The sequence below is a fragment of the Pseudomonas sp. 10S4 genome (assembly GCF_034344865.1).
Classification (GTDB): domain Bacteria; phylum Pseudomonadota; class Gammaproteobacteria; order Pseudomonadales; family Pseudomonadaceae; genus Aquipseudomonas.
In genome coordinates this window covers 259,152-286,022 of the sequence record NZ_CP133774.1, presented here as the reverse complement: position 1 = coordinate 286,022, position 26,871 = coordinate 259,152, and the positions used below count along the sequence as shown (strand labels likewise).

Below are 26,871 nucleotides of genomic sequence, written 5' to 3'. Positions count from 1 at the left end.
TAGCATGGTGGGCCCGCCGGGGGAGATGGTGCATGGCAGAACATCTGATGGCGCGAATAGCTAGAGTCTCGTTCCTCCATATTCCCTGACAAGACGGCTGGAGCCAGGGGTGCCCCCAAGACGATGAGCACCCTGGTCGGAGCGTCTTCCGAAGTCATCCGGAATGTAATCCTTTTCATATCCCTTGAGAGGCCCCATCGCACGAAGCCTTTCCAATAAATTAACTGTTTGGGGCGAAGAACTCCCTAGCTCTTTTTCGGCCAGGAGTAACTCACTAATGAGCAGGTTTTGTGCTTCCTCAGTCACTGTTTGATTCAATTTAAGCGTAAACATTTCCTGCTCGATTCTGCCCATACGCGCGGCTCCCTGAGCCTTTGTCGCAGCCTTACTGGCTTTAATTACGCCGTCCCTGAATTCATCAACTCGCTTGTTAATTAGGGTATGAAGGGGCCCTAGGCTGGCTCCTGTCGCACTTGCCACAAGTACATAGTTGGAATGCACCATATTATGGTGCTGGGTTACTTCGAATATCTGCTCTTGATACTCCGGATACCCGGGATCGTCCGGACCAACAGGGTCGGGAACTCCGGGCCACATGCTCCAAATCGACCATGCTGGATTAGGATGAAGAACGTTTGTCAGGGCCTGCGCCCCGTATGTCCCGGCGGTCGAAATGATCCACGGGGTCAAAGAACCTGTACCGCCTTCAGGGAACACGAGTTTTGCCAGCCAGGAGTTGGCTATCGTTAATCCCATTTTTTCCGTTTTTTGCTTCCAATAATCTTTATCACGCAACTGACGGCCCCAGACAGTCCATGAGTCAGGCATCGGGGGAGGATTGTCTTGCGGGTTTTCTGGAAGATTAGGGCCAAAGAAAACCGGCTCAGCTGCCAAGTCGTTCATTTCAATACTGACAGCAGGGTCCGATGGACTTCCTCCTGTGTCATCCACTAGGCTAATCGGGTTATTCCGCACCATCCGAAACACATTCAACCCATCCACAACCCCCAACGGATCCGGATTCACCCACCGCCCCAACCACGGCGCCAGATACCGCAACCCGTAATACAGCAACCCGCTTGCGTCCTGCTCCTTACCTGAATACCGAATGGTCTTGTAGTCCGCCTCAATCTGCGAGCGCGCCGCCCACCACGCTGTGCCGCCATAGGGGTAATACCCTTCGTGGCTGATGACGGCGGCGGTTTTGTCCAGTTCCAGGCTGCTGGAGCCCAAGTGATCATCGATGCTGTAGCGCAATTGATCAGCCTCGATTTCAGCAGGTTTGCCAGCGACCCAGTGCAGGCAACGCACGCTGCCACGGCCCAGCGCCACACTGATCACTTGCAGTTCTTCGCCGCTGTCCAGGGTGCGGATTTCCAGTCCCGGCAGATAGCGCACTTCCCGCTGATGAACCACGGTTTTGGCTTGGGCCGAGCTGACTTTGCGCACCCGCGCACCGCTGCTGTCGTAGCGGTAGTACTCGTCATCATTGGCGCCGTTGTCACGGTTGACCGTCGTCAGTTTTTGCAACTGATTGCGCCCGTCCCACTGCATCGGTTGTGCGCCGGGCACCAGGGTTTTCAGGTTGCCGTTAGGGTCGAATTGCTGCTCGAAGTCTGGCGCCGGTGCACCTTCCTCCCACGGCAAGGCGCGGTTGCTGCCCTGCGCCACGCGCATCGTGCGGGTGTAGTTGTTGCCAGGGCGGATGTGCCGCAGCACGGTGAAATTACCGCCGTCGTCGTATTCATATTCCTGGGTGTAATTGAGCAACAGGCTTGGGTCGATGGGGCTGATCAGGTCCGGTAAACCGGGCCGGATGCTTGCCCCGACGGCTTCACGTCCCTTGGCGGTGGAGAGTTGATAGAGGCTGTCGTAGGTGTAGGTGGTTTCTGGTTCCACCCGCTGATTGGCGAAAAAGCCCAAGGGCTTGAGGTGGTCCATCTGATGGGTAATGTTGCCCACGTGGTCGTATTCGTAACTCAGGTTTTGCAATGTGCCTTTACTCGGGGACGCAGCACTGAGGCGTAGCAGCCTGCCGGTGCTGGCCTCAAAAGTCGCCGTGGTGACCACCGCGTTGCCGGCGGTCTGGCTGAGTAATTGTCCTTCGGCGTTGTAGTCCGTGGCCGTCAGCAGTGGCTCGGGCGCCTTGCCCTTGAGGGTCAATGCAATGCTCTTGAGTTGGCCGGCACGGTCCAGGGTCCAGTGATGTTGATGGTCGGCGGCATCCGTCTGTTCAATCAATTCACCCGCGGGGCTGTAGCGCTGAAGGGTGGTATAGCGTTTGTCGGATTCGAGCAGGGTATCCCGTGCGGCGATGTCCAGCGGCCAATCAGCGGCTTGTTCATCCGGCAGAAAGCGTCGGGTCTGGCTGATGACTTGACCGGTCAGGGCCTGTTGATTGAACAGCAGCGTGCCGGCGGGGTCGTCATGGCGCAGCAACTGGCCGCACTGATTGCGCGCGGCAAACTCGGTGGCGTTGGTGGCGTAGGTCAGGCGTTCTACGGTGTGTGCCGGTTGCCCGGCCATCGTTTCATACAGCGCGACCGGGCGCAGGTGCAGGTCGTACTCGCTGCGCCGATAACTGCCTCGCCCGTCCCAGCTTTCCAGCGTTTGCTGCGCCTCTGCGGGCAAACTCAGGCGCCAGCCGGCGTCCACACTGTCACTGCTCAAGGCTGCCCCGGACAGGCTGTAAACCGTCTGCAGGTTGGCCCGCAGGGCGGGTGCCAGAAAGCGTGGATCACGCTGTTTCACCAAGCGACCGGCCGCGTCGTATTCCGAGCGCGTGACCCGTGCGACGGCAACGACACTGCTGTCGCGACGCCAATACGCGACTTGGCGCAGTGGCTGCCCCCGGCTGTCGATCACCGCCAGGTTCGGAGTGTGTCGATCGAGGCGGGTGTTCATGGCGTCACCGTTTGCGTGGCCTGCATTTCGGCCATGGCTTGTTCATAGGTATCGTTTTCATCGAAAGCGATGGTGTACCAGGTGCGGTACCACACCTCTTGGCGCAGTGGTTTTTTCGCCAGCAAGGTACGGGTCGGCCGGCCGGCGGGGTCGTAGAACTGTTGGTCGTGATAGCCGGTTTTGCGCAGTGCTTGTGTGTTGATATGACGGTACTGATCAGCGAAAAACGGCCGGTAGACCCGCACCTTTTCGCCTTTGTTGTTGTACTCCACCGGCTCGCTGACCCGCCAGCGCCGAACGGCCTCGGCTTCCTTTGGCGTACCGTCGGGGTTGAGCGCCAGGTCGCCTTTTTCGTCGACCACCCAGGCCTTGCCCGGTTCGACTTCCTGCTTGGTTTGCAAGGCTCGGCCAAAGCCGTCCCAGCACGCCACGCTCACGCGGATTTGCAACGCATCATCGCCAGGGTAACGGTCGGCTTGCAAGGCGGCGATGTGGACCGGTTCGCGTCGGGCTTCGTCGACGTACTGCTTGAGCAGCGTCTCGTCGGCAGACGGGTTTTCCAGACCTTCAAGGTGTAACCGGGCGCGGGTGCAGATATGGCCGGTGGGCAGTGCGTAACCTTCGGCGCGGGCCCAGATCAGCCAGGGCGTTGTTGCCGCTTTTGAAACGCGGCCCATCCAGCTGAACGGGTCGCTGAAGCTGGCCGTGGCGTAATCGCCGAGGACGGTTTTTGGCGCGTCGATAGCGTCCTGGGGGTGACGGTCCGGCGGAGGGACATAACCTGCGAGTTTTTTGAAGCCCACCTCTTCACCCAGTTCTGTCCCGTGAAAACTCGTCACCAGCACCTCGCCAAAGGCGTTATAGCAAGCCTCCTGAATGTTCTGGTTCGGGTCTTCGATGGCCGCCGGCAAGAAGGAGCGGTAATCAGTGTTCAGCGTGCGAGTGGCGCAGCCATCCGGTAACGTCACCGCCGTGGCCAGGCACCAGTAAGGCTCGTCGTAACTGACCTGGGTGATGCCGTGACTTTGGGTCTGGCGGAATTCCTTGACGTTAAAAAACTTGTCCAGCCCGTGGTAGACGGGGAAGCCGCGCCACACTGACCATAAATAGTTTTTGGCGTCTGTGGGATCGGCGGGTTCGCCTGCTTTGGCATCGGGCAGGAACGGCACCATGATGTGATAACCCACTTCTTTGGATTCGAGCTTTTCCTTCAGGTTGAACGGCATGTTGCCGCCAGCGTCCTTGAGTTTGTCGTAGGCGCTCAGGGCTGTGGCATCGAGTTCGGCTGCTTCCAGATAATCGGGCAAGGCCTGGAAGGTCGTTATGCCCGGTGGCAACACTTGGCCGGTGGCGGGATCCTGGTAGTGTTGTTGAGACATCCCCATCAATACCGATGCCTTGGCCCAGTCACCGTCGTACTCGGCCCATGTCAGAAAGTTTTCATGGTTGATGTCTTGCGGGCGCAGTTTGTTTTTGGCCAGCACCAATGCATTGCCACGCTGGCGATACGGCAATCGCAGACGCCAGGCTTGTGCATCATCGAGGTGGATGTACTCGGCGCGTGCCTCGGTCAGGTACCAGTCTTGCTGGGCGGGATCATGGGCGTCAGTCCACCAGGTGTTTTCATAGCACTCGTCGCGATCGTCACCCGCTTCGCACACGATAAAAGGGGAGGGTCATCGACGGTGTTGCGCCGTGCGTAGTGCACGGTAAAACCATGGATCAGGCCGCCGAACTTGTCCCACTCCAGATTCACCGTGTGTTGGCACAGCGGATCGTCGGCGACTTGCGGTTCGTATTGATAGGCGATGCTTTCCAGTGCCAGCGGTTGCAGCACCGCGTAGGGCTGATGCTCGCCCTTGGGCCGGAGTTCGCGCACCAGGAAACGGCTTTCCTGTACGGCGTAGGGCACGGCACTGGCGGGGTCATCATCGGCGGCAAACACTTCTGTGCGCAGTACCGAACCGCTGAGGGTGCGGGCCATCTCTCGGGCCAGGCCCTCGTCGGGAACCAGCGAACGGCCTGCCGCATCATTGAGGTGGTATTCCTGCAGCAGGGTGTTGCCCAGGGGCACCGCCAAGGGATCGCGGTTGTAATAACCGTCGTAGCGCAGGTCCACGGCTTTACCGGTATGAAACCAGGTTTTACTGAGGATCGGCGCGGTGAAGCCCAGGCTCGTGCGTTCGGCGGCCGTCGCTTCGGTGTCGGTTTGCAGCAACAGGCCAAAGCCGCGGAACTCCCGTTCGTAGCGGTCGTAAAACCCCTGGCGATAGCTGAAGCCCTGAGTCAGGCAGTTACCGGTGATTTCATCGAGTTGGGTTTGTTGCTTGACCAGGTGCATGGCAAAGGGAAGGTCGGACACCGGGTCTTTCCCGGCAGCAATCAACTGCACTTTCTCATCCAGCCATTCCTGGGCCGAACTGCGATAGGTCACGCCGGTGGCCGCGCCCATATTGTTATTCGTGGCGTTCACCAGATAAGGCTTGGCCTGCACAAAATCGTAGCGCCAGTGCCTCGGTGACATGTGCGGCACCGTCAGGATCAGGCTGGAACAACCCAGCCCTTGCAGGTCCGCGGTGCTCACCTGGCTGAACCGGTCATAACGTACCCCTTCGGGCCAGGGCAGGTCGGTGGAAGTCGGGTCATAACCATTGCCGGCGCGGTTCATGAACACCCGAAAGCGGTCGGACTCAAGGTAAATCAAGTCCGTCGCGCCGGAACCGTCGAGGTCGGCCAGGCGCACCTGCGCCGCGTTGAACGTGGCGTAATCAAAGGGCAGCGCACAGAGCACAAAACCTTTGCCGAATCGCCCGCGGCCCAGGTTTGGCCAGCATTTGACTTCGTTGTGACGGATGCGAATCAAATGTTGCTGGCCGCTTCCGAGCACATCGCTGAAGGCCACCAGTTCAGTCTGACTGTTGCTCAGCAAGGGCAGGGCGTCGTCATCGTGGGGCACATCGTTGCCGTGGGCGAAACCGGTTTCGCGACGGCTGGCGTACAGCCGCACGCTGCGGGTGCCGATCAGTGCCAGGTCCGTCAGGCCTTTGCCCACCAGGTCGGCCAGCTGCGCCGAAGGGTGGAAGAATTCGCTGGGGAAGGCGTCATACGCCACGAAATTCGACCAGGTGCGATCCGGGTTGAGGGTGAAAAACCGCTGAGCCCCGGTTGAGCAATCACCCAGTCGAGCTTGCCGTCACCGGTCAGGTCGCTCAAGGACTGACGCAGCGGTTTGCGGCTGTCGGCAACGGGAATATGCGGCAATAGATGCCAGTCACCGTAACGCACATCATCGGGGCCGTTTTCGCCCCGTTCGGGCTCGCGGTAGTACCAGGCCTTGTCACTGCGAAACAACACGCCAGGCAAACCTTCGCCGTACAAGTCCACCAGTTGGTAGGGCTGGCCGTCATTGAGACCAGGCATGGCCGGGAACTCGACATAACCCTGGCGCCCTGGGTCGAGTTCGAAGGCGTTGTACATAAACTCCATCGGCGGGCGGCTTTCCATCTGACCGCGACTGTCATACGCCTGGATATGCGCCGCCGTCAGGTGGTTGTAGCCCAGAGGGCTGGGGCGATGTTCCAGTAGCAGGCGCTGGACCAGCACCGGGGCGGGCTCCAACTCGACGGGGAAATGATGAAACATCAGCACCTGCCGGCACAGGCGCCGGGTACCCAGTTCGAAGCCGTAGGCATAGTTCCAGAACGGATCGCTGCGCACGGACCAGTCGTTGTACTCATCATCGGGCTGTGAATAGGGCGGGCCGTAGACCGGTTTTTGGCTCAGGTCGTCGCTGCGTTCGCCGTAATCGAACAGCAGGTGGAAATGCCATTGCACAGCCTTCCAGCCATTGGCGTCCCAGGCGTACAGGTCGGCGGATGCCACGGCATTGCCATAAAGCACCCGATGCAGGTAACGCTGGGCGCGATAGTCACGAAATTGCGGGGCGGCCGGCTCGTCGACTTCGGCCAGGTATTCGTAAACCACGTGCTCGCCACGAAGAGTAAGGCTTTCGTCGATCAGCCAGACGCCGACATGCGTCTTGTCCTTGGCATCGGTCCGGCGCGAAGCCTCGGTTTTGCCGTAGCAGTGCAGGCTGCCGTCGGCGCCGTGGATCAGCCAGAACCCCGACGAATCGGCGGCATTGCTCCAGTGCTCGATCAAGTCGAAGGCGCCTTCGACCCGTGGCCAATAGCGCACGACCTGATGACTGCCAACGTTTTTGCCGTTGTACGCCGAGACCGTCCTGGAGATGATCCGTCCGTCATCACCCTTCTCGGGCATCCACACGTCACCGCTGGGCCCCACGATCTGGTTGCTGCGGTCATAGGTCGGCACGCCTTGGGCGGTGCGCAAGGTGATGGCGTTAGTGGTCAGCCGCCAACCGATGCCAAAGGGGCTGTTGCCCACATCGCTGCTGTAGCCCAGACCCAGCGCCGGCACCAGGTCGCGATTGGGCGCCTTGCTGATGGGCAGCGGCAATTCCAGCGATGCCGCACCGTTGGTGCCCACCGCGCCCTGGCCCTTGCCGATGCTCTGGATGGCACCGCCACCCTTGGGAAGGGCGGGGGCGTTGATGTCGAGGGTGCCTTGCTGTTCCGTGGCCATCTGCATATCCGCCGTGAAGGATGCAACGATGACTTGCAACTTATCAGGTAGTACGAAGGCTGTGACCTGTCAGATCTGACAGGCTGAAGGGGAAGTCTTAGAACGATTCGCTGACCCTGTCGCTCTTTTAATCGCCTTTTTTCAGGGAAAAAAACCGGTCTATCGTTACGGATAGACCGGTTTTTGACTGGCAAAAAGTACTTACTGCACTTCCACCGCCAGGCTTTCACTGATCTTTTTCTGCCAGATGGCAGGACCGGTGATGTGTACCGACTCGCCCTTGCTATCGACCGCAACGGTGACCGGCATGTCCTTCACGTCGAACTCGTAGATGGCTTCCATCCCCAGTTCGGCGAACGCCACGACGCGGGATTTCTTGATCGCTTGCGCCACCAGGTAAGCCGCGCCACCGACCGCCATCAGGTAAACGGCTTTGTGGTCCTTGATCGCTTCGATCGCGGTAGGGCCGCGCTCGGATTTGCCGATCATGCCCAACAGGCCGGTTTGCTCAAGGATTTGACGGGTGAACTTGTCCATCCGCGTAGCAGTCGTCGGACCGGCAGGGCCAACCACTTCTTCGCGCACCGGATCAACCGGGCCGACGTAGTAGATGAAGCGACCCTTGAGGTCGACCGGCAGGGTTTCACCCTTGTTCAGCATCTCGACCATGCGCTTGTGCGCAGCGTCGCGACCGGTGAGCATCTTGCCGTTGAGCAGGACGGTTTCGCCCGGCTTCCAGCTCTGCACGTCTTCAGGCGTCAGGGTGTCGAGGTTGACGCGGCGAGCCGATGGGCCGGCTTCCCAGACGATTTCCGGGTAGGCGTCCAGCGGTGGTGCTTCGAGCGAGGCCGGGCCGGAACCGTCGAGCACGAAGTGCGCGTGACGAGTGGCGGCGCAGTTCGGGATCATGCACACCGGCAACGAAGCGGCGTGGGTCGGGTAATCCATGATCTTCACATCGAGCACGGTGGTCAGGCCACCCAGGCCCTGTGCGCCGATGCCCAGTTGGTTGACCTTCTCGAACAGCTCCAGACGCATCTCTTCGATACGGTTGGACGGGCCGCGCTTTTTCAGCTCGTGGATGTCGATGGATTCCATCAACACTTCCTTGGCCATCACCGCAGCTTTCTCGGCGGTGCCGCCGATGCCGATGCCGAGCATGCCAGGTGGGCACCAGCCGGCGCCCATGGTTGGCACAGTTTTCAATACCCAGTCGACGATCGAGTCGGACGGGTTGAGCATGGCCATCTTCGACTTGTTCTCGGAGCCGCCGCCCTTGGCCGCCACGTCCACTTCCACGGTGTTACCCGGAACGATGGAGTAGTGGATAACGGCCGGGGTGTTGTCCTTGGTGTTTCTGCGAGCGCCCGCCGGGTCGGCGAGGATCGAGGCACGCAGGACGTTTTCCGGCAGGTTGTAAGCCTGGCGCACGCCTTGGTTGATCATGTCGTCCAGGCTCATGGTGGCGCCATCCCAACGCACGTCCATGCCCACGCGGACAAATACCGTCACGATGCCGGTGTCCTGGCAGATCGGGCGGTGGCCGGTGGCGCACATGCGCGAGTTGATCAGGATTTGCGCCATGGAGTCACGGGCCGCTGGCGATTCTTCGCGCAGGTAGGCTTCGTGCATCGCCTGGATGAAGTCAACGGGATGGTAATAGGAAATGAACTGCAGGGCGTCGGCAACGCTCTGAATCAGGTCGTCTTGCTTGATCACGGTCATGAGTCGCGCTCCTCTAAAAGACGGGAACATTCAATAAGGTGCTTGCAGCTTGGGTGCATCGGTCGGTTGCAAGCACCTTTACAAGGCACGCCGGGGCTGCTGGCGCGACGCTAAAAAGGCGCGGCAGTATAACTCGGCTCGCGGGTCGGCACACATTGGCTTTTGGTAGGAGATGACCTGTGGCGAGGGAGCTTGCTGTGGCGAGGGAGCTTGCTCCCGTTGAACTGCGCAGCAGTCCTTATTTTGGGGCCGCTTCGCAGCCCAGCGGGAGCAAGCTCCCTCGCCACAGAAGCGGTCATGCCCATAAATACGAGTCAAACGGGCCATGCTTTTGACGCCAGTTTTCCGCTCCCAAAATTGAATGGTTATTTATCGGTCACGCCACTAAAGTGGCAATCGGCCTGAGTAGGACACTCTTTCAGCCTCTTTTCCTTTGGTGAGTCAACGATTGACCCATAACGCCATCCAGCGCCTGTTGCTCAAACGTTTTGCCCTCGCGGCCGGCACCTATGCCCTGGCATTGCTGCTGCTGTGGCTGGCGTTTTTCACCGGGCACTACGATGAGCCACTGGCCGGCGTCGCCGTTGGCAGTGCGTTGGTGGTGATCAGTCAGGCGGCGTTGTTCGCAGTGTTTTACAGCGGTTGCAACCTGCGCTTTAGCGACCCGAGCCTGACCGAAGTGCAGGTATTGCTCGGCCTGGGCTGGCAAACCTGGCTGATCTTTCACCTGGACGGGGCCCGCGGCGCGTTTCTGGTGTTCTACGTTCTGATTCTGCTGTTCGGCCTGTTCCACCTGTCGCGCCGTGCCTTTGTGCGGTGTGCGTTGCTGGTGTTCTTCAGTTTCAGCGCCATCACCTTGTGGGACGGTTACCACTTCCAGTTGCCCGACCCGGCATTGGCGCTGTTGCAGGTGTGCGTGCTGTTTATCGTGCTGGTGTGGCTGGTGCTTTACGCCCGTTACGTCCAGGCCTCGCGTCAACTCATGCGCCAACGGCGCTTCGCCTTGCAGGCGCATCAAGACACTCTGCGCGGGATGATGCGCCAGCTCGAAGACCTGGTGGCCACCGACGAACTCACCGGGCTGTTCAACCGCCGCCACTTCCTGCGCCTGGCCTCCCGCGAGCTCAACGCCATGGACGCGAGCGTGATCCACGGCTTGGCGCTGATCGACCTCGACCACTTCAAACGCATCAACGATGTGCATGGCCACGCCGCTGGCGATCAGGTGTTGCAAGCCTTCGCCGGGGTGGCCACGGCCTGCCTGCGTGATGGTGATGTGCTGGCCCGTTACGGCGGCGAAGAATTCGTGGTGTTGCTGCCCGACTGTGATGCCGAGCGCCTGACCTCCTGTTGCGAACGGCTGCGCATTGCCTTTACCGATGTCGAGTTGTTCGGCCTGAATGTGCGCAACCTCAGCTTGTCCGCCGGCATGACCCTGCTGGAGCTGGGCGATGACCTCGACGATGCCCTGCAACGTGCCGACCAGGCGCTATATCGCGCTAAACGCGACGGTCGTAATCGTTGCGCGGCGGCGTGGGAGAACATCGATGCCTGAGTTACGAGTCGGCGAACGCCAGTGGTCGGTGGCGGCGGGCAGCAACCTGCTGGATGCCTTGATTCAAAAGGGTGTATCGGTGCCTTACAGTTGCCGCGCCGGCAGTTGCCATGCGTGCCTGGTGCAATGTGTACAAGGCACGCCCAGCGACAGTCGCCCCGATGCGCTGAGTGCCGAGCAACGTCAGCAAGGTTGGCGCCTGGCCTGTCAGTGTTCGGTGGTTGAGGACTTGCAAGTACACGCCTTCGACCCGCAACAGGACGGTCGCCCGGCTGAAGTCGCCGCCGTTGATTGGCTCAGCACCAGCGTGTTGCGTTTGCGCGTGATCCCTGTGCGTGCGCTGCGCTACAGCGCCGGCCAGCACCTGGTGTTGTGGGCCGGCAACGTGGCCCGGCCGTATTCCCTGGCCAGCCTGCCGGAAGAAGACCGCTTCCTGGAATTTCACCTCGATTGCCGTCAGCCTGGCGAATTCAGCGACGCGGCGCGCCAGTTGCAGATCGGCGACACGCTGCGCCTCGGTGAACTGCGCGGCGGTGCCCTGCATTACGACCCGGACTGGCACACTCGACCGCTTTGGCTATTGGCGGCCGGCACCGGTCTGGGGCCGTTGTTCGGGGTGTTACGTGAAGCGTTGCGCCAGGATCATCTGGGCGCCATCCGTGTCATTCACCTGGCCCATGACGCCAACGAGCATTACCTGGCCAAACCCCTGCAAGCCATGGCCGTTGGCCGTGAAAACCTCACGGTCGAGCTCTGGACCCCGGCCGAGTTGCCACAGGCGTTGGCGCAACTGCGGCTTGTTTCAAGGCAAACCCTGGCCTTACTCTGCGGTGCCCCCGACAGCGTCGACGCCTTTGCCCGGCGCCTGTACCTGGCGGGATTGCCGCGCAATCAACTGCTGGCTGATGTCTTCCTGCCCCGTGGTTGAGCGCTGACCGTTTAACGACGCGAGACTCGCCATGCCCGATGCCATCCAGATTGAACGCGAGCGCGGTCTGCTGACTTTGCGCCTCAACCGCCCCGACAAGAAAAACGCCCTGACCCGCGCCATGTACAGCCGCTTGGCCGAAGCGCTGAAACAGGCCGACACTGACCCCGAAATCAACGCCGTGATGATCACCGGCAGCAGTGAGTGCTTCACCGCCGGCAACGACATCGCCGACTTCATCCAGCAACCACCGAGCAACCTCGACAGCCCGGTGTTCCACTTCATGCTCAGCCTGCTCGACTGCCGCAAACCGGTGATCGTGCCGTGGCCGGTGCGGCGGTGGGCATCGGCACGACCCTGCTGCTGCATTGCGATTTGGTGTACGTCAGTCGGGATGCTCGGTTGCGCATGCCGTTTGTAAACCTCGGGTTGTGCCCGGAGTTTGGTTCCAGCCTGATCCTGCCGCGTTTGCTCGGGCATGCCAAAGCGGCTGAGCTGTTGTTGCTCGGCGAAGGTTTCAGCGGTGAACAAGCCGCCGCGTGGGGGATTGCCACCGAAGCGTTGGGCAATGGCGAAGCGGCATTGGCCAAGGCGCGGGAGATGGCGTTGAGGTTTGAATCGTTGCCAACCGAGGCCGTGCGCATCAGCAAACAATTGATGAAAGCGCCGGACCGGGAATTGATCCGCAAAGTGATCGAGGAAGAGGGGTTGTTGTTTACCCAGCGGCTGCGTTCGCCGGAAGCGATGGCGGCGTTGTTGGGGTTTATCAATCGGCATTGAGTCTTGTGGTGATCGGGCGGGTCTCTTCGCGGGCAAGCCTCGCTCCTACAGGTTTTGTGGTTGACACAAAATTTGTGAACACCGATGAACCTCTGTAGGAGCGAGGCTTGCCCGCGAAGGCGTCAGGTCAGTCACCACGCTTCCTGGATCAGAAACCAAAAAGCCCCGCCATTCACATGGCAGGGCTTTTGTTTTTCTAACAACCGATCACTCAGACCATCGGGTCGCCAACGTGCAGGATTTTCATCCCGTTGGTGCCGCCGATGGTGTGGTAGCTGTCGCCCTTGGTCAGGATGACCCAGTCGCCTTTCGCCACGACGCCGCGCTTGAGCAACTCGTCGATCGCGGCCTGGCTGACTTGCTCAGGTGGCAGCGATGCCGGGTCGAACGGTACGGTGTAGACGCCACGGAACATGGCCGCGCGGGCCTGGGTTTCGCGGTGCGGGGAGAACGCGTAGATCGGCACCGAGGAACGGATGCGCGACATGATCAACGGCGTGTAGCCACTTTCGGTCAGAGCGATGATCGCCTTCACGCCCGGGAAGTGGTTGGCGGTGTACATGGCGGCCAAGGCGATGGACTGGTCGCAGCTCTCGAAGACCTTGCCGATGCGGTGGCTGGAGGTCTTGCTGGTCGGGTGCTTTTCAGCGCCGACGCAGATGCGCGCCATTGCCTGCACGGCTTCCAGCGGGTACAGACCGGCGGCACTTTCGGCCGAGAGCATCACGGCGTCGGTGTAGTCGAGCACGGCGTTGGCCACGTCGGACACTTCGGCGCGGGTCGGCATCGGGTTCTGGATCATCGACTCCATCATCTGGGTCGCAACGATCACAGCCTTGTTGTGGCGGCGTGCGTGCAGAATGATTTTCTTCTGAATGCCCACCAGCTCGGCGTCGCCGATTTCCACGCCCAGGTCACCACGGGCAACCATCACCGCGTCGGACGCCTTGATCAGCGCGTCGAGGGTGTCGTCGTCGGCTACGGCTTCGGCGCGTTCGATCTTCGCCACGAGCCAGGCAGTACCGCCGGCCTCGTCGCGCAGTTGACGGGCGTATTCCATGTCGGCGGCGTCACGCGGGAAGGACACGGCGAGGTAGTCGACTTCCATCTCGGCGGCGAGCTTGATGTCGGCCTTGTCTTTTTCAGTCAGGGCTGGAGCGGTCAGGCCACCGCCGCGACGGTTGATGCCTTTGTGGTCCGACAGCGGGCCGCCGATCAGCACGGTGCAATGCAGCTCCGTGGCGGTGGCGGTATCGACGCGCATCACCACGCGGCCGTCGTCGAGCAGCAGCTCGTCGCCTACGCCGCAATCCTTGACCAGGTCCGGGTAGTCGATGCCGACTACTTGCTGGTTGCCTTCGGTCAGCGGATGGCTGGTGGAGAAGGTGAACTGGTCACCGATCTTCAGCTCGATCTTCTTGCCGGCGAATTTGGCGATACGGATTTTCGGGCCTTGCAGGTCACCCAGCAGGGCGACGAAGCGGCCGTGCTTGGCAGCGAGGTCACGCACCAGCTTCGCGCGAGCCTTGTGCTCGTCGGGGGTGCCGTGGGAGAAGTTCAGGCGGGCGACGTCCAGGCCAGCCAGAATCAGCTGTTCGAGAACTTCCGGCGAGTTACTGGCCGGGCCAAGGGTAGCGACGATTTTGGTGCGACGGACGGACATGCATAGACTCCTGAGTTCAAGCGCTGAGTGAGGCTACTATGGTCTCTGGCTGTAGTCATTGTTCATGTGCACTACTTATTCGTTTCTTTCTTTAAACGAACATTCCTGAAGATTTCCGCCAACGGGTCGATACAGAGCTCAAGACAGGAGAACCCCCATGCGATTCGTGCTCATTGCCGCCCTTGCCATCAGTGCCCTCAGCGTCACGGGCTGCACCCGTTGGTCGATGAACCATCATTTGAATAACGCCTACAGCGCCTATGACCGGGGCAATTGCGAGCAGGTGATGCTCGAGCTGTCCAAGGTTGACCGCGACAGCCGCGCCCGGCGCTACGTGCAGCCGGAAGTGTCGATGATGCGCGGCCAATGCCTGGAACGGCAAAAGCTGTTTATCGATGCCGCGCAAACCTACGAGTTCATCATTGCCTCGTACCCGCAAAGCGAATACGCCTACCGTGCCCGTGCGCGCCTGGAAACCCTGCAGTCGCTGGGCCATTACCCAACCCGCAGCGCGGCGGTGGTGCAGCCGACCGGCTTCTGATGATAGATCTCATACAAAGGCTGGCCGACTGTAGAGGGTGGGCTATAGTCGAATAACCGGTTTAGAGCCTTGCAACTAAACTGAGGTAACACCTGCGACTGGCAGAGGTAGACGTGGCAGCGGTTTAAGGTTTGCCACACCGGAAGCGGGGAGAGCGCGCCTCTATTGCTTATATAAATGAAGCAGAGCCGCGTTCCGAAGCATTAGTGCGGCCCTGCTTAAGGGCCTTGCGTAGCGAATTCAGCATGTTTACCGACCGCCGTATCGAGCGGCATCAACTGCCGTATTTTCTGAAAGTGTTCAACAGCGTCACCGACAGGCCCATCGGCTTTCTAGGCAATGTGTCTGAAGACGGTTTGATGCTCATCAGCCAGTTGCCGATGATGATTGGTGCGGACTTTGACTTGCGTCTGAAAATCCCGGCCAGCGATGGCTGCATGCAGGTCATCGACGTGCGCGCGTATTGCCTGTGGTGCCACGAAGACGCGACGCCCCACCACTATGACGCCGGGTTCAGCCTGCAACGGGCACCGCCGGAATATGGGCAATTGGTGAGCGCGTTGCGCCAGTACTTCAGTTTTCAGCCGTTGCCTGCTTCGGCTTGATAGAGGTGGTGCAATTGAAATCGCCTTCGCGAGCAAGCCCGCTCCCACATTGGATCTTCAGTGCACACAAACCCTGTGTACGGCATTGATCAACTGTGGGAGCGGGCTTGCTCGCGAAGGCGTCAGTTCAGGCAATGCATCCTGAACGGGTAAACATTAAGTCGAAGTCACCGCCGCCTCGCTCTCCAGCGTCTTCTCCACCAGCAACAACCCCAACTCACTCAACTGATAAATCGCCATGGCCAGGTGCCGTGGCTTGTCGTCCAGGCTTTCGGCCAGGTCGAGCAGCAGGATGCTGACCGAAGAAAAGGTTTCGTACGTCTGGATGGCAATGGCCTGGACGTTGGCATCGGGGGCGACGGCGAACATTTTCATGGCTCGATCCTGGGGGCGCGCAGGTGGTGGGCGTTGGGTTTTAGGTAGTGGTCGAGGGCGCGGTCGGCGGCCTCACGGAGTTTCTTGGCATCGAGGGTGGCCGAAAACGGGTCCGTTTTCGGCGGATTGGGTGTTGCTTTGAACATAGTCATAAACCTCTGGATGGAGCTGCCACCGACTCGCGACTAAACGAAGGGGTGGCGGCTGTGCACAGGTTAGTCGACCGGGAGGTTCATGAAAACCGGCGCGCCCGAGGGCGCCCTGCGCACAGCCACCATAACGTTCAGGAAGGGGGATAGGGACATCCCGACCGTCTGGCGGAACAAGTGCAATTTTCATAAGCCTCCCGAGCGACTAAACCCGGTCGCTGCCAATCAGCGACACGGATCAAGTTACGGGGCAGGCCAAAAGTGCACAAGCCGGCCGATTCTGGCGCAGCTGTAGGCAATGGCGCAAGGCTTCGTAGGCCTCAAAAAACGTGGGAAAAATCCGTAGGACCATTCGTCCGATCTGTCAGATCTGACAGGTAGGAAAATGCCTACGCAAGCGTTAAAAATTAACGACTCTTTTCGAGAACCACAGTCTCTGGAGTTCGCATCATGGCCGAGCAACAAACCGCACCGATTGAACCGGAATACGGCTACTGGTACACGCCGTTAGCCGGCAAACACTACCCATCCCCGTTGCAGGTCACTGGCTTCTACCACCCCGGTGTTGGCGAGCGTAAAGATCTGCGCGTCTACTTCTTCGGGCCGTACGGAGAAGTCGCCTTTAAAGATTTTTCATTCACTACCCGGGAGTTTGCCTTCCAGATCCCGCTGGCGCCTGGCCCGTACGACGTCAACTGGGACGTCAAGTGGCGCGATGATTGGGACCAGATGACGCATATCCAGAAGTTCTACGTCCGAACTCCGCCCGAATAATCCGCTGCTTTCGATACATCAGGCTCGCTATCACTGTTGAAGCATTCGTTTTTATCGACTGTCGTTTTTTTAACGCCAGGCTGAAGGAGAAACATGATGAGTCAGGACTTCACCAATCCAGCACTTGAACAACTCTTCAGGCTGGCGCCCAGTGCCGATGTTCAATCGACCTCCGAGGAGGTCCAGGCGTTTATCGAACAGGGTGGTTCGGTGTTCGACCTGTTGAAACTGGGTCGAAAAGGCGTGGTAGATACGTTTGGCTTGCACAGCCTGGATGCGCAAACGCTGATGGACAAAGCGACCAGCCTTGCGGTGCATGTGGCGCGGCAGTTTCGCGAGCAGCGCCTGGTGCGCCAGGTGTCCGCCAATCCATTGCACCAGACCGGCATTACGTCGTGGGTGGACACGCCCAGCTTCGACGACCTGTTCGAACCCGATTGGGAAAACCTCAGCCCTGCCGACGGTGTCGGCTCGACGATCTCGCCGGCCTCGTATTTTGTGAAGTTGGTGATGCTGGCCCGGGCGCTGGAAACGCGTGCAGAAGGTAATTCGTCGTTACTGCCCCTCCAGGACCGACGTCCGGATATCGCCAATCTGGTCATTGATCCGGTGAGCATGTATCAAATCAAATCGACGGTGGGCCTGGTCAGCGAGGTGCTGGAAAACATCATCAAAACGTTCATCGAAGCGGCGGCCTTCCAGGACCATGTGGTTGATGATGTGTTGCTGGACACCCGTTTTCCGTTCCGCTCCATGCCGTTTGAATGGTATGCCGAGCAGTGGGGGCAAGTCCTGAAGGAGAACAAGCTGTCGCTGGGGGAAGTGGTGCGCACCATCGATCCAACCGCACCCTACTTCAAGCAGTCCTCCAATCACGGGAATCTGTCCGATATCGCCTTGCGGCAATCGTGCAACATCGGGCCACAAGGGCAGCGCCTGTTGACCGAAAATTTCATGCCCGCCAATCCGCCAGCGGAGCAGAGCAGACTCTTTTACCTGAACAACTATGGCTCTGCACGTTTGAACCTGGAGGACTCGGTGCACTTCTGTGCCCAGACCTCGATTGATACCCAGGCACTGCTGTCGCTGTTGTCGATTGAAGATTTCGCCCCCAAACGCTCGGCTAACGTGTCTGGAACGACAACGGTGTCACCGAAGGTATTCGGTTCGGTGTTCATCAACGAAGGCGCTGCTGCCGCGATGGATTTGTCAGCGCCGATCAAAAACACAACCCGAAAATTTGAGAATGCCAGCGACAACCGTTTTGAACGGATGAACCGGCTGCTGCGGCTGGGACGTTGGCTGGAGTTGCAGCCCGACGAATGTGATCGACTGATCGTCGCCGCCATCACCGCCGAGCGCCGCGCCCCGACCGAGGAAAACCCTGCGCCAGCGACGCCGCTGCGGATCACTCACAACACCCTGCGCGCCATCGGTCTGTTCCAGGAGTTTCGCCAACAGTACAAATGCACAGCCGAGCAGTTCGCTGCTTTGATCGATGAAGTATCTCCCTACGGACGAGGCGAGCAACCTTCGCAGTTCGACCGGATTTTCAATGTGCATAGCGGTTTCGATACGCCATTGCGTGTAGACGGTCACATGTTCGCCATCGATCCGCAAACCGACGTCGACAAGCTGGTCGTCAACAAGATTTGCGAGAGCCTGGGTTTCAACGGCGAAGCCTGGCGGTACCTGGCACGATTTGTTGCCAAAAGCCATAACCAGGTCAATCAACTGCCCTGCAGTCTGGCGGTGCTTTCTTCTTTTTATCGCATCGCGCTGTTGGCCTCGTTTCTCAAGGTCAATGTCATCGAACTGGCAGCCATGCTTGAAGCCTTGAGTGACCGCGGTGCGGGCGAGTTATTGCAAGCGGTGTTGAGCGAGTCACGCGTATTTGTGAGCGGCGTCAATCACACCGGCGACATCTTGAGTGTCTTGCACGCGGCGCCGGCCTGCATTGAGTGGTGCCGGGACAACCTGTTGACGGTGCCTTGGCTGGTGCAACATCTGGCGCCCGTGATTGCACCACCCATGGCGACCGAATCGAATGTCGCCCTGGTACAGGAGGTTCATAAGCGGCTGCTGCCGGTACGTTTATCGGAGGAGGCGCTGCACGCCGCCGGTGTGCCGGCCAACAGCAACCCGGACTATGACGGGTGGCTGCACCTGCTCGAAGAGTTGGTCGATCGCGATGGGCTGGTGTTGAGCCTGGTCGAACTGGATAACTATGAGGGGATAGCTCGCGGGGAGATCGAGGCGGCGGTGACGCTGGCAGGCGTGCCGGACAGGGACGTCGAGTCTGCCTGTACGGCGATCCTGGCGCTGCTGCTGCAAGCCCGTGACGCACAGAATGCGGTGGTTCAGGAAAGTTTGTCGGTGTATCTGAACATGGATGCGGACTTGGTTTTGCCGTTACTCAAATGGGTCGATAAGGGCGGAAACTATCTGTTGCTCAGGGAAACCATCCGGGCCCTGAATGCGGTGACGTCGGGCTCCGACCAGATCAAGCTGGGCGATGATGTATTGACGTTGCTGGCCCTGCTGGAGCGGCGCGCGGATGTGGTTAAAAAACTGGCACTCAGTTCCGCCATGCTGGTGGCGCTGACGACCCGGCAGAACTGGCAGTGGCTGGGCCTCAAGTATGCCGACGAATTGAGCCTCGGCACGATGTATTACCTGACATTGTTCCAGCGCATGGTCACGCACACCGGGCAGCCTGCGGAAAAACTGCTGCACTACCTGGAACTGGTCAACGCCTTGCCCGAATACCTGACGCCGGAAGATCTGCGGCTGATCCGCGATTCAGCGGCGAGCGAACTGGCCGAGGTGGTGCAATGGGGCGTGAGGGAAGTGCTCGAATGTACGCTCTATCTGTCGTCCTCCAAGCCGATCGTCATGGATTTGCCGACGCTTGACACCCTCATCCGGATTCGCGGTCTGGCGGTCCGTAGCGGGATGGATGCCAAGGCCATCATTCAGCTGGGATTACTGACCCACGACACGGACAAGGGCCTGTGTCGCAGTGCCGCGGAGCAGGTGCTGCAAAGCTTGAGCGAGTCCTCGGTGGACGGCCACGATAAGGTGTTCGGTGAGCTGGGGCAGAGCGTGACGCATACCGTCAGATGCATCAACGATACCCTGATCGCCAATGTGAACGGTCAATTCGCGCAGGTCGAATTGACCCTGCGTGATTTGACCGATCAAGTGTTGCCGAACATCACCGTGAGCTGGACCTGTGATCGCGTCGGCCTGCTGGAGCAAACCTCCTTCAGCGACTACGAGGGGCGTGCCGTGGTCCGTTTCAAACCGGTAAAGGGCCCGTGGATGGGGGTGGTTCAAGTGAAGGGCACCTACGGTCTGGGCCAGGTGGTTTACGCACCAAAAATCCTGATCGATTGTGACGAAGCCTCGCTGGGTTTCAGCATTAGCGACGTTTCGCTACCAGAGGGCGAGTACCTGGCGGGCGGCGAGGGCTATTTCTCACTGTTCATACGTCTGCGTGACGTCCACGGGAACCCAGGGCGCGGGCGTGCCGTCACGTTTGCCGGTCGCAAGGGCTTGATAGTCGACCCGCTGGTGGTATTGACCGATGAAGACGGTTTCGCCCGCACGCGAATCAAAAGTACGGAACCGGTGGCGAATGCGAGCGTGGTGGCGAGCTACAGCGACAAGGATCCAAGGATTATTACCGGTATCACGTTTGTCGACAGGCCCTCGGTCAGGCTGATGGAAGTGACGTCGATGGCCGTCGTCGGGCAACCGCTGATCATTCGTTGTGAGGTGGTGGGTCTTGGCAAGCTGCCTTCAAAGGACGCCGTGGTGAAGCTGTACTCTGATGCCGCCCCGGACACAGAGATTGGATCAGTAACCACTGGCGTGGACGGGATCGCTACGTTCACGGTGTCCAGTCCGACAGCAGGACCGCAGATTTATATTGCCAGGGTCCAGGGAGGGGAACGGCGGATAAATGTTTATGTGGCCAGCGAGGTACGGATTCACGGGGAGTCCGTGGATTACGCCTATCCGGTGGCGGACTCCGGCACGCCTAGCCTGTTGTGGGTCGAGACTCGGGAAGCCGCGCATAACCAGGCCAGGCTGGTTGCCAATTGCCCGATCTGGTGGACGGTGACGGCTCAAACCGCAGGGCAAGCGGACCGGACGGTGGTCGAAGCGGTCAACTACCCGACCGATGCCTTGGGGCGTTCCACCTTCCCCTTCGAAGTCGAGACTGCGGGGGATTATCTGGTGACGGCCGATCGACGCAGTACACCGGAGGACAAGCGCACGTTTACCCTCAGGGTCGTACCGGCGATCAATTGGGCCTACACATTGACCGACACCACGACCAACCAGACCCAAACCAGCGCTCCACTGGCGTTTATCCGTGGGCACGATTACACCCTCGACATCGACCTGCCGCCAGGGGTCAATCTTACCGATGCCCGCGCGATGCTGGTCTGGAACGGTGACTACTCGGCCAAAGGTCTGGGCATGATCTTCACCCCGGCAACCGGTGCCTATGTGGTGATCGGCGACAAGAGCAAACTCAGTTGGGACATCGATTGCAAGGACCTGCGTAACGGCGCCTTCGACCTGACCTTCTTCTGTAATCGACTGGATCAGCGGCTGGTGTTGTCTGGTCGCCTGGATGCGCCACCGCCGGTGGTGCTGGTTCCCGCCAACAACGCGATCGTGGAACTTTGGCCATTGCTGAGTGGGACCGGCAGTCCATCGGCACAAATCTATGTGTTCGAAGGTCGCGCAAAAGACGCGCCTGTGCTGGGCAGTACCAGTGTCGGTGATGATGGAAAGTGGGCTTTGCGGCCGTCTAAACCTCTGTCGGCAGGGCCGCATGTGTTGTCGGTCAAGCAACGGCATGTGGACACGACTGAGGCGTGGGCGGCGGATGTGAATGTGATTGTCAGTGCCGATGCAACGCCTATGGTTGTGACGACTCCCGCCAGTAATGCAACGGTAGAGATCCAGCCATTGCTTATGGGGACGGGCAGCCCGCGGGGGCAGGTTTCGGTATTCGCGGGGAGGGAGGGCGCGCAGTTGGGGCGTACCTATGTAGGCGATGACGGGAAATGGTATTTGCGGGTTGCCGAACCTATGACGGCTGGGGCGCATGTTTTGTCGGTTAAACAACAGCGCGAAGATTCGACGCAGACTTGGGCAGCAGATATCAGCGTTACGGTAAACATTGCTTTGGTGAGCGCGCCAATAGTCCTTAGTCCCGCCCCAGGTAGCACTGTCCAGACTGAGTCTTGGGCCGAGGGTTGGCGCTGCCTAATGCAAATGTAGAGGTCCGAATGGTGCAGCCCCGCTCCGCAGGCACCATTTACGCTCAAGGAATGGTGAATAGTGATGGTCGCTGGCGGATTCAGTTTAATTCGATCCTACCTGTAAGTTCGAATGTTTCTATAAGCGTCGGGACGTATGTTGATGGAATATACAAACTTTGGCTTAGTCCGGATCTCACGATAAACGTTGTTGATAAAAGCTGATCGGAGATGGGCTGGCTGAGCCCTCAACTTTAATTTGTCTGTGCTGCTAGTTTGGTTGTCAGGCAACGTATTGTTCGGCGCGTGACTGATTGAGTTTATGTCCCGCTGAATAGTGCCGGGCGCCCTGCCGCATAACAGGAGAGTCGCAATGGATAAGACCATTATTGGTACGCTGGAAGAACGCCGCTGCATGGCCCTGGCGGATTACTATCTAGGGCAAGTTGCACCGAAGCTGGATGAAGGTCAGCCGGACAATAAAAAGCTTAAATTGACGTCATTGGATGATTTGTATAAGTACTTGTTGCTCGATACCCAAATGGGCCAGGAAATGGAAAGTTCCCGGCTGGCCGAAGCCATTGCCTGTATGCAACTGTATATCGGCGCCATCTATGGCGGCCTGGAGCCCGGGCATACCAAAGACTTTTCCAAAGATGAACTAATCGCCTGGCATCAGCGATTCAGCAATATCAGTGACTTCGCCGGTTACCAGATGCTGCTCGATTATCCGGAAAACTGGATCAACCCGACATTGCGCTTGAATAAATCCGATTCGTTCAAGGAACTGGAAAACAACCTGGGCCAGGCCAGCCTCAGCGATGAATCGGTGCAGATGGCACTGTTTGAGCACCTCAAGCAATTCGAAGAAGTGTGCAACCTGGATCTGGTGTCGGCGTATATCGATAGCATCGACGGTACGGAGACTGGCAAGGGCAAAAATTTCAAAGACGCCGATTACTACTTCATCGGCCGGCAACGGGTGCAACCTTTCGGCTACTTCTGGCGCAAGGCTCATGTCGAGTTGAATTCCGCTAGTACATTCCTGGATCCGGCGGCCTGGACCGAGTGGAAGCCCATTGGTATTCCCGCCTCCGCGACCGTGCTGGCGATGAGGCCGGTATTTTTTGCCGGCCGATTGATGGTGGTTCAGGTCGAGGGCGAACAAGCCCCGGACACGAAGGTAAAGGACGATGAAGGTAATGACATCGTCACTGAAGGCACCTGGTCGATTGAGGCCAAACTTTCCTACCTGGCGGTGAACGGGATCTGGTCGGCGCCTTTGAGCCTGGGCAAAAAGAATTTGCCAAGGCCTCTGAAGACACCGCGCGGCTGGTGGTCGTGACGTATGCCGGGCTGAAGAAAGATGTCGATGATCTATTGGCCGTGTGTTTTACCACCACGGACTTGCCGCCCGCTCAGGCAGTGGCCACCGCGGATGACCAGGAACACGGTTGGATATTTGCTTCGAGGAATGCACTGTTCGAGGTTGTGCCGCCGAATATCGCCAGCCTTAAAGTGTTGGCCAACGGGCGCTTTGGCAACGGCAATGGTTTGCAGCACAAGCTATTGCTCAGTGAGTCGGCGGTGCTCAGTCAAGATCGTGTAGCACCGGCGGCAGTGGCAGCGATTGACCAGACGCGAGATGGCCTGCTGAACAAGTTTCTTTCATTGAATATCAACTTCAGTAGCCGACAAAGTTCGCTTGAGGGTGCACTTGAAACCGTCAATGTTTTACAGGTGCAAGGGGTGTGTGACCTGACGCGACCTGAGTATGACTTGAAGGAGATCGTTTTCGTCGTTAAAGAAGAAGTCAATTTGCTGACCACTTATTTTGAGATTTCCAAGGTGGGTGCTAAAGGTATAAAACTGACCTGTTTCCACCAATCTAAGGTGGGTTTTGACTTTTCGTTATGTTTCGATGGCGCCGATGGGAAACCTGTTCCGATCGCCACTGTTAAAGCACAGGATTTCACTACGGCCGTGGAATGGGTCACGGTTAAAAAAGATGTGATGCTTTCGCCTCAACAGTTGGAAGTGCTGTGGCTGTACCGTGAGAGTGAGATCCGGGGAGGCGCGGGGTTTTCTATTCAGTTGGGCGCTCAATATCTGCCGTTAAGTAGTGGTAATAATCAACTCTCCGTCATGAAGAAAGCGGAGACCGTGGCACTGGCCCTGAAAGTGATCGACGGAACGACCCTCCTTCCCGGCCAATGGAAAGAGACCGGCGAGTTGAAAGGGTGGTTTCAAACCCCGTGGATCGAATACCGTTGGACGGGAAATCCAGTCGGTAAAAAACTAAGTGTCGTGTGGGGAGAGGACGCCGACGGTCGTTATGGTCGCGACCGTTATGACATCCAGATCAAGCAAATCCCCAATGCCAGCAATGTGCCGCTGCTCAGCAAGCAGGCCTCCGGCGCACAGTTTCTCGATATCCGGCCGCTGGCTATTGCCGGCGTCCCGTGGATACGCCTTAACTCGCTGTTCGGCCCGGAACTGGTGGCCAAAGCCGCCATCTCCATTGATGAGGTGCTGTCCCGTGCGACCCAGGACACCCTTGAACCGCCTCCTGTAGGGGCGACGAAAACAGCCATCGACTTCAACAGTGCTCACGGCGCCTTTTACTGGGAGCTGTTCTTTCATTTGCCGTTCCTGATTGCTCATCGGCTCTGTGAAGAACGAAACTATCAAGAGTCGCAACGCTGGTATCAGTACATTTTCAACCCGAACCTGCGCGTATCGCCTGGCTCATCGGTGCCCCCGAGTAATCGTTACTGGCTATGCCGTCCACTGCTGGAGAAGGGGCTCTCCGGCTGGGAGGCCAAGGGGCTGGTGGATCCGGATGCGATCGCCTTTGCCGACCGGACTCATTACCGCAAAACTATTTTTGTCAGTTATGTGCGTTGCATTATTGCCCATGCGGATTCGCTCTATCGCCGCTTGACCCGCGACAGCCTGGCAGCGGCGAAACTGCAGTATGTGCGGGCTCTGTCGCTGATGGGCAATGCCCCTAGCGCGAAGGCGATGAACCATTGGGTACCAAAATCGGCGGATCAAATTATCGATGCGTCCAATGAAGCCGTCGCTTCGTCGTTGACCCGTTTCAGCCAATCGCTGGAGGTGGATGTCGCCAATCTGCCGGCGCGGGTGGAAGGCACCCCGGACTTCGAGATTCTGTTACTGGATGAATTCCGCCCACCGGTCAACGATCAGTTGCTGGGCATCTGGAAATACATCGGTGAATGCCTGTGGAACATGCGGCATAACCTGACCATCGACGGTAAACCGATGATGCTGGCGTTGTATGCGCCGCCGACCAATCCACTCGATTTGCTGCGTGCTCAGGCCGGCGGTTCTTCGGGCTCCTCACGCAACGCCGGTGGGTGGCTGAATATTCCGCACTATCGCTTCCGCCCGATGCTGGCCAGCGCGCAAAACGCTGTGCAGACGCTGATCGGCTTTGGCCGGGAAGTGCGTCAATTGATGGAGTTGCGAGATCGCGGGCAACTGGAGGAATTGCAGCAAAGTCATGTCATTGCGCTCGGCGCCCATGCCAAAACCATTCAGGAAGAGACGATCAAGCAACTGGAGGCTTCGGGAGAGGCGCTCAAACTCAGTAAAAAAACCATTGAAGAGCGGGTTAAACACTACGAGGACCTCAACGGGCACTCGTTGCTGGGCGTGGAAATCGCCGGGGATGTGGCGGCACTGACCGGCAAGTTGTTGGGGGCTGCTGCAATTATTCCTCGCACCGCAGGGAGTGTTATTACCGGATCCGTCAAGGAGCAAACATTTACGGGGATGGTAGGTCCGTTCCCTGCTGGACTCATCGGTACCGAGGGAGGGGATCGTGGAGCGCCGGTGGCAGAAGTGGGGACAGCCTTGTCGATAGCTGGCGCGGGCCTTTTTGCGGCGGGAGAAATGTGGCAGCGAACAGCCTTTTATGCGCGTCGAGGCGAGGAGTGGAACTTTGCCGAAGCCCAGGCCAAAAGTGAGTTGGCGGTCATCGAAGAGCAACTTAAAGCCCAGGACCACACCCTCAAGGCCACCAGGGCCAGCTTGGCACAGACGCAAAAAGCCAACGAGCAGGCCCAGGACATCTATTCGTTCTACAAAACCCGGGCCACAAACGTCGAACTGTACCGCTGGTTGCTGAGCCAGATGGCCACCCTGTACTTCCAGTGCTATGACGCCGTGGTAGGCATGTGCCTGAGTGCCGAGGCCAGTTGGCAGTACGAGATGGGTGACTTCGATACGCGAGTCATTCGCCCCAATGTGTGGATGGATAATCGCCACGGCCTGAGTGCGGGCGAGTCCATGCAACTCGATTTGCTGCGCCTGGAACGCGACTTCCTGAACCGTAATGAACGGCGCCTGGAACTGATCAAGACGATTTCCTTGCGTCAGTTGTTCGAGAAAGGCCGGTTCGTGGGCACGAAAACCTGGGAACAGGTGTTGGTCGAATTACGCAAAGGCAAACTGGACTTCGAGTTCCCCCAGCCAATGTTCGACAGTGATTACCCAGGCCATTACTGCCGGCAAATCACCAGCGTCGAGTTGTCCCTGCCGGTGGTGCTTGGCCCTTATCAGGATGTGCGCGCAACGCTGATGCAAACCGGTAGCCTCACCGTGCTCAAGGCCAATGTCGACTCGCTTGATTACCTGTATGGGGAGCGGGACCGCATGCCGCCGCTGGATATTCTGCTCAACTTGCGCAGTCACCAGCAGGTCGGGATCAGCACCGGCGTCAATGATGCCGGCCTGCACCAGTTGATGTTTGGTGATGAGCGCTACCTGCCCTTCGAAGGCACGGGTGCCGTATCGAGCTGGCAACTGCAGATTCCCCGGCCCGGTTCACCCGAGCAAGCAGACCTGCTCGACAGCCTGACGGACATCATCGTGACATTGCGCTTTCTGGCGAAGGCGGGCGGTACGGCTTACACCGATGCGGTTCTGGATAAATTGGGTGATTGACGGGTAGAACA

The 26,871-nt window shown here is 58.9% G+C and carries 13 protein-coding genes and 2 pseudogenes; 9 read left to right on the top strand and 6 right to left on the bottom strand.

All coding sequences use genetic code 11. The annotated features are described in order from the left end of the window. Positions 1–60 precede the first annotated feature (60 nt). The 3 genes and pseudogenes from RHM58_RS01360 to RHM58_RS01340 all read right to left on the bottom strand — a co-directional run bounded on the left by RHM58_RS01360 (position 61) and on the right by RHM58_RS01340 (position 9,234). Positions 61–2,904, bottom strand: coding sequence for an RHS repeat-associated core domain-containing protein (locus RHM58_RS01360; protein ID WP_322269489.1), 2,844 nt, complete (start codon positions 2,902–2,904; stop codon positions 61–63). Continuing rightward, positions 2,901–7,509: pseudogene (locus tag RHM58_RS33900) on the bottom strand (SpvB/TcaC N-terminal domain-containing protein). Before RHM58_RS33900 ends, RHM58_RS01360 begins: the two are co-directional and overlap by 4 nt. Before the next feature lie 201 nt (positions 7,510–7,710). After that, positions 7,711–9,234, bottom strand: coding sequence for a fumarate hydratase (locus RHM58_RS01340; RefSeq protein ID WP_123508568.1), 1,524 nt, complete (start codon positions 9,232–9,234; stop codon positions 7,711–7,713). A 448-nt stretch (positions 9,235–9,682) separates the two neighbouring features. Between RHM58_RS01340 and RHM58_RS01335 the strand changes: the two genes are divergently transcribed. The 3 genes and pseudogenes from RHM58_RS01335 (at position 9,683) to RHM58_RS01325 (ending at position 12,497) form a co-directional block, all read left to right on the top strand. Continuing rightward, positions 9,683–10,789, top strand: a complete 1,107-nt coding sequence (locus RHM58_RS01335; protein ID WP_322269484.1) for a sensor domain-containing diguanylate cyclase — start codon at positions 9,683–9,685, stop codon at positions 10,787–10,789. Continuing rightward, on the top strand, positions 10,782–11,717 hold the full coding sequence (locus RHM58_RS01330; protein ID WP_322269483.1) for an iron-sulfur-binding ferredoxin reductase: 936 nt from the start codon (positions 10,782–10,784) through the stop codon (positions 11,715–11,717). Before RHM58_RS01335 ends, RHM58_RS01330 begins: the two co-directional genes overlap by 8 nt. 31 nt (positions 11,718–11,748) lie before the next feature. Then, positions 11,749–12,497, top strand: a pseudogene (locus RHM58_RS01325) (enoyl-CoA hydratase-related protein). A 211-nt stretch (positions 12,498–12,708) separates the two neighbouring features. On the opposite strand, the gene pyk reads toward RHM58_RS01325, so the two are convergent. Next, positions 12,709–14,160, bottom strand: a complete 1,452-nt coding sequence (gene pyk / locus RHM58_RS01320; RefSeq protein WP_201206224.1) for a pyruvate kinase — start codon at positions 14,158–14,160, stop codon at positions 12,709–12,711. Between the two features lie 157 nt (positions 14,161–14,317). On the opposite strand from pyk, the gene RHM58_RS01315 reads away from it, so the two are divergent. Together RHM58_RS01315 and RHM58_RS01310 are read left to right on the top strand one after the other, a co-directional pair. Continuing rightward, complete coding sequence (locus RHM58_RS01315; RefSeq protein WP_201206222.1) at positions 14,318–14,701, top strand: tetratricopeptide repeat protein; 384 nt, start codon at positions 14,318–14,320, stop codon at positions 14,699–14,701. Positions 14,702–14,946: 245 nt separating this feature from the next. Then, positions 14,947–15,306 (top strand): PilZ domain-containing protein, encoded by a 360-nt coding sequence (locus tag RHM58_RS01310; RefSeq protein WP_201206220.1) that lies wholly within the window; start codon positions 14,947–14,949, stop codon positions 15,304–15,306. Positions 15,307–15,462: 156 nt separating this feature from the next. Here RHM58_RS01310 and RHM58_RS33895 read toward each other — a convergent pair whose 3' ends face one another. Together RHM58_RS33895 and RHM58_RS33890 are read right to left on the bottom strand one after the other, a co-directional pair. After that, positions 15,463–15,681: a DUF6124 family protein gene (locus RHM58_RS33895; protein WP_416195295.1), complete on the bottom strand. Its 219-nt coding sequence runs from the start codon at positions 15,679–15,681 to the stop codon at positions 15,463–15,465. Continuing rightward, entirely contained in the window at positions 15,678–15,827 is a 150-nt protein-coding gene (locus RHM58_RS33890; RefSeq protein ID WP_416195294.1) for a hypothetical protein, read from the bottom strand. Before RHM58_RS33890 ends, RHM58_RS33895 begins: the two co-directional genes overlap by 4 nt. A gap of 453 nt (positions 15,828–16,280) precedes the next feature. On the opposite strand from RHM58_RS33890, the gene RHM58_RS01300 reads away from it, so the two are divergent. From RHM58_RS01300 to RHM58_RS01285, 4 genes are all read left to right on the top strand, one after another. Continuing rightward, positions 16,281–16,604: a hypothetical protein gene (locus RHM58_RS01300; protein ID WP_201256011.1), complete on the top strand. Its 324-nt coding sequence runs from the start codon at positions 16,281–16,283 to the stop codon at positions 16,602–16,604. Between the two features lie 93 nt (positions 16,605–16,697). Beyond that, positions 16,698–21,908: a Tc toxin subunit A gene (locus RHM58_RS01295; RefSeq protein ID WP_322269480.1), complete on the top strand. Its 5,211-nt coding sequence runs from the start codon at positions 16,698–16,700 to the stop codon at positions 21,906–21,908. A 351-nt stretch (positions 21,909–22,259) separates the two neighbouring features. Further along, complete coding sequence (locus RHM58_RS01290; RefSeq protein WP_322269479.1) at positions 22,260–23,231, top strand: neuraminidase-like domain-containing protein; 972 nt, start codon at positions 22,260–22,262, stop codon at positions 23,229–23,231. Then, positions 23,222–26,860, top strand: a complete 3,639-nt coding sequence (locus tag RHM58_RS01285; protein WP_322269478.1) for a hypothetical protein — start codon at positions 23,222–23,224, stop codon at positions 26,858–26,860. The genes RHM58_RS01290 and RHM58_RS01285 overlap by 10 nt, the downstream gene beginning before the upstream one ends. Positions 26,861–26,871 lie beyond the last annotated feature (11 nt).